The sequence below is a fragment of the Streptomyces sp. SID1328 genome (genome assembly GCF_009865595.1).
Lineage (GTDB): Bacteria > Actinomycetota > Actinomycetes > Streptomycetales > Streptomycetaceae > Streptomyces > Streptomyces griseoluteus.
This window is the reverse complement of the sequence record NZ_WWKH01001080.1, coordinates 1-4,326: the sequence shown is the minus strand read 5'-3', so window position 1 is coordinate 4,326 and position 4,326 is coordinate 1. Positions and strand designations below refer to the sequence as shown.

2 protein-coding genes and 1 pseudogene are annotated in these 4,326 nt (G+C 72.4%); 1 reads left to right on the top strand and 2 read right to left on the bottom strand.

Annotated features, from left to right (window positions below; translation table 11 throughout):
* Positions 1 to 11: 11 nt before the first annotated feature.
* Positions 12 to 920, top strand: coding sequence for a glycosyltransferase (locus tag GT030_RS34990; protein WP_161204511.1), 909 nt, complete (start codon positions 12 to 14; stop codon positions 918 to 920).
* Between the two features lie 17 nt (positions 921 to 937).
* On the opposite strand, the gene fdh is transcribed toward GT030_RS34990, so the two are convergent.
* Together fdh and GT030_RS34975 are read right to left on the bottom strand one after the other, a co-directional pair.
* Positions 938 to 4,198 carry a formate dehydrogenase gene (gene fdh / locus GT030_RS34985; RefSeq protein ID WP_237523034.1) on the bottom strand — a complete coding sequence of 1,087 codons (3,261 nt, stop codon included), beginning with the start codon at positions 4,196 to 4,198 and terminating at the stop codon, positions 938 to 940.
* A 2-nt stretch (positions 4,199 to 4,200) separates the two neighbouring features.
* Positions 4,201 to 4,326 (bottom strand): annotated as a pseudogene (locus GT030_RS34975) (polysulfide reductase); the annotation flags it as partial.

Below are 4,326 nucleotides of genomic sequence, written 5' to 3'. Positions count from 1 at the left end.
GAGGGACCCGCATGACCACAGCAGGACCGGACACCCGCACGACCGTGGTGGTCATCACCCGCAACCGGCGGGACGAACTGCTGCGCACGCTCGGCGAGTTGGCGAAGCTGCCGGAGGCGCCCGAGGTGATCGTCACCGACAACGGCTCGGCCGACGGCACGGCCGAGGCGGTCCGCCGGGACTTCCCCGCCACGCGGCTGCTGGAGCCCGGCCGCAACCTGGGCGCCGTCGGCCGCAACCTCGCGGTGCGCCAGGTCCGCACCCCCTACATCGCCTTCTGCGACGACGACTCCTGGTGGGAGCCCGGCAGTCTGCGCCGGGCCGCGGACGCGCTCGACGCCCGGCCGGGGCTCGCCGCGGTCACCGCCCGCATCGTCATGGAACCCTCCGGCGCGGAGGACCCGGTCACGGCGGAGCTGCGGGACTCGCCGCTCACCGGCCCCGACTGGCTGCCCGGCCCGGCCCTGGGCTCGTTCCTCGCGGCCGCCACCGTGCTGCGCGCCGACGCCTTCCGGGGCGCGGGCGGCTTCCATCCGGGCCTGTGGCTCGGCGGCGAGGAGGAGCTGCTCGCCACCGACCTCCAGCGCCAGGGCTGGTGGCTCAGCTACCTGGACGACATGACCGCTCATCACGAGGCGTCCGTACGCCGGGACAGCACCGAGCGCCGGGTCCTCGGGCTGCGCAACACCCTGTGGTTCACCTGGCTGCGGCGCCCCCTGCTGCCCGCGCTGTTGCGCACCGGCGCCCTGCTGGCCACGGTGCCCAGGGACGCCGCCTCGCTCCGCGCCGTCGGCCGGGCGCTGGCCGGGGTGCCCTGGGTGCTCCGGCAGCGCGACCCCGTCCCGCCCGACCTGGAACGCCGGCTGAGCACCCTCCAGCGGGCCCGCCGGGGCTCCACCGCCCGCAGGTACGTGGGCTGACCTTCCCCGGCCCTGGGTCAGAGCTCCGTACCGGTCTCCGCGTCGATGCCCGCCCGCGCCCGGTAGGCCCGCACCAGCTCCACCGACGCCGGACCGCGCGGACGCCGGCCCGGCCGGATGTCCACGGCGAACGTCTTCGACTCCTGGATGTGGGTGTTCGGGTCCAGGGACAGATGCAGCAGCTCGTTGGCCGCGTCACCGGTGCTGTAGCCGTTCGGGCCCCAGTGATAGGGCAGGCCCACCTGGTGCAGCGGGCGTCCGTTCACGGTCAGCGGAGCCATCCGCCCGGTGACCAGCACCCGCGCCTCGATCACGGCCCGCGCGCTGACGATCGTCGCCCAGCCCAGGTGCTCCAGACCGCGCTCGTCGGCCAGTTCGGGTGACACCTCGCAGAAGAAGGCGGGCTGCAGTTCGGCCAGGTACGGCAGCCAGCGGGACATGCCGCCCGCCGTGTGATGCTCGGTGAGCCGGTAGGTGGTGGCCACGTACGGGAACACCTCCGTGCCGGGCGCGCCGCCGCTCGGCTGGTACCGGTTGTCCGGGACCGAGGGCAGCAAGTGGCGTACCGGGTTGCGCTGTTGCGCGTACAGCAGGTTGGGCACGGGCGAGTCCTGCGGCTCGTAGTGCGTGGGCAGCGGGCCGTCCGTCAGCCCGGCCGGCACGTACAGCCATGCCTTTCCGTCCGCCTGCATGATGAACGGGTCCCGGCCGGAGAGGGCATCCGGTCCCTTGGCGTCCGGGGGCGGCTCGTGGTCGGGCGCCTTGTCCTTCTTGAAGTCCGGCACGTCGTGCCCGCTCCACTCGCCGGCCTCGCCCTTGTCCGGGTCCCACCACACCAGGGCCTTGCGCTCGCTCCACGGCCGGCCGTCGGGGTCCGCCGAGGCGCGGTTGTACAGGATGCGCCGGTTGGCGGGCCACGCCCACGCCCACTCGGGCGCCACCCAGCTCTGCTCACTGCCGGGTTTGCGGCGAGCGGCCTGGTTGACGCCGTCGGCGTACACCCCGCAGTAGATCCAGCAGCCGCACGCGGTCGAACCGTCGTCCGCGAGCTGCTCGTACGAGGAGAGCGGAGTGCCGTCCGCCGCACGGCCGTTGATCTCGGCGAGCACGGCCTCCGCGTCCGGTTCGGCGAGCGGGCCCCCGGTCGGGTAGTCCCAGACCAGGTCCAGCAGCGGCCGGTCCATCTCGTCGGTGGACGCCGCGAGTTTCTCCCGGACCAGCCGGCCGAGGTGATAGGTGAACCACAGGTCGCTGCGGGCCTCGCCGGGCGGCTCGACCGCCTGGTGGTGCCACTGGAGCAGCCGCTGGGTGTTGGTGAAGCTGCCCGCCTTCTCGGTGTGCGCGGCGGCCGGGAGGAAGAACACCTCGGTGCCGATGTCCTCGGTGCGCAGCTCCCCGGTCTCGATCTCGGGACCGTCCTTCCACCAGGTGGCCGACTCGATCAGCGAGAAGTCCCGCACCACCAGCCACTCCAGGGCGGCCATGCCCAGCCGCATCATCTTGGCGTCGGCATTGCCCACCGCGGGGTTCTCGCCCAGCAGGAAGTAACCCCGGCACGTGCCGTCCAACTGCGCCAGCGTGGTCTCGTACGTGGAGTGGGAGCCGGTCAGCCGAGGCAGGTGGTCGAAGCAGAAGTCGTTCTCCGGCGTGGCCGCGTCCCCCCAGTACGCCTTGAGCAGGCTGACCAGGTAGGAGCGCATGTTGCCCCAGTAGCCCTTGTGGGCGGACTCCGTCGCCACGAAGGCGTCCAGGTCCTGGCGCTGGAGGGCGTGGGGCATCGGGATGTATCCGGGCAGCAGGTTGAACAGGGTCGGGATGTCCGTCGAGCCCTGGATGGAGGCGTGCCCGCGCAGCGCGAGGATGCCGCCACCGGGCCGGCCGATGTTGCCCAGCAGGCTCTGCAGCACGGCGGCGGTACGGATGTACTGCACGCCCACCGTGTGCTGGGTCCAGCCGACCGCGTAGGCGAACGCCGTGGTCCGCTCGCGCCCGGAGTTCTCCGTGACCAGCTCGCACACCTTGCGGAACGTGTCCTGCGGCACCCCGCAGACCCGCTCCACCATCTCGGGCGTGTAGCGGGCGTAGTGCCGCTTGAGGACCTGGAGGACACAGCGCGGATGGGTGAGCGTCTCGTCCCGCTCGGGCTCGCCCTCACCGAGCACGGCACCGCCCGAGCCGTGCGACTCGCCGCGCGCGGCCTCGCTCATCGAGCCGCTGTCCCCGCTCTCCTCCCGGTCGCGCTCCCCGGCCGGCGCACGCACCTCCGTGCCCTCGTACTGCCAGGTGCTCTGGTCGTAGGTGCGGCGGTCGGGGTCCAGCCCGGAGAAGACGCCGTCCAGGTCCTCGGTGTCGCGGAAGTCCTCCCGCAGGATCACCGGCGCGTTGGTGTAGGCCACCACATAGTCGCGGAAGTACTTGTCCTCGCTCAGCACATGGTTGACGATCCCGCCGAGGAACGCGATGTCCGAGCCCGCGCGCAGCGGCACGTGCAGGTCCGCCAGCGCGCTGGTGCGGGTGAAGCGCGGGTCGACATGGATCACCTTGGCCCCGCGTGCCTTGGCCTCCATCACCCACTGGAACCCGACCGGATGGCACTCGGCCATGTTCGAGCCCTGGATGACCACGCAGTCGGAGTTCTGGAGGTCCTGCTGGAAGGTGGTCGCGCCGCCGCGGCCGAACGAGGTTCCCAGACTGGGAACCGTGGAGGAGTGTCAAACACGCGCCTGGTTCTCGATCTGGATCGCTCCCAGGGCGGTGAACAGCTTCTTGATGAGGTAGTTCTCCTCGTTGTCCAGCGTCGCCCCGCCCAGGCTCGCCAGGCCCAGCGTCCGCCGGGTGCGCCGCCCGTCGGCCTCCCACTGCCAGCCCGCGCGCCGGGCCGCGATCACCCGGTCGGCGATCATGTCCATCGCCGTGCCGAGGTCCAGCCGCTCCCACTCGGTGCCGTGCGGACGCCGGTACAGGACGTGGTGCTCGCGGGCGTCCCCCGTGCACAACTGGAGGCTGGCCGCGCCCTTGGGACACAGCCGGCCACGGGAGATGGGGGAGTCCGGGTCGCCCTCGATCTGGGTGACCTCGCCGTTCTCCACATAGACGTTCTGGCCGCAGCCCACCGCGCAGTACGGACAGACGGACTTCACCACCCGGTCGGCGGTGGCCACCCGGGGACGCAGACCCGCGCTGCGCGGGCTCTTGGCCGCCGCGCCCCGCCCGAGCGGGTCCGTACCGGTGAGCTGACGGTAGACCGGCCACGAGTCGATCCAGGTGCGTACGCCCATGACTACCTCCCCAGCCGTTCCCGCTGCGGCACGACCGTGTACTTCGGGTCCTCGGCCGAGGCCACCCCGGCCCGGAACACACCGAACCGCAGGGCCGCCGACCCGGCCAGCAGGGCCGCCCCGGCGAC

Bases quoted from the DNA above. Each gene is read 5' to 3' on its own strand.
- GT030_RS34990 (WP_161204511.1), top strand. From the start codon at position 12: ATGACCACAGCAGGACCGGACACCCGCACGACCGTGGTGGTCATCACC.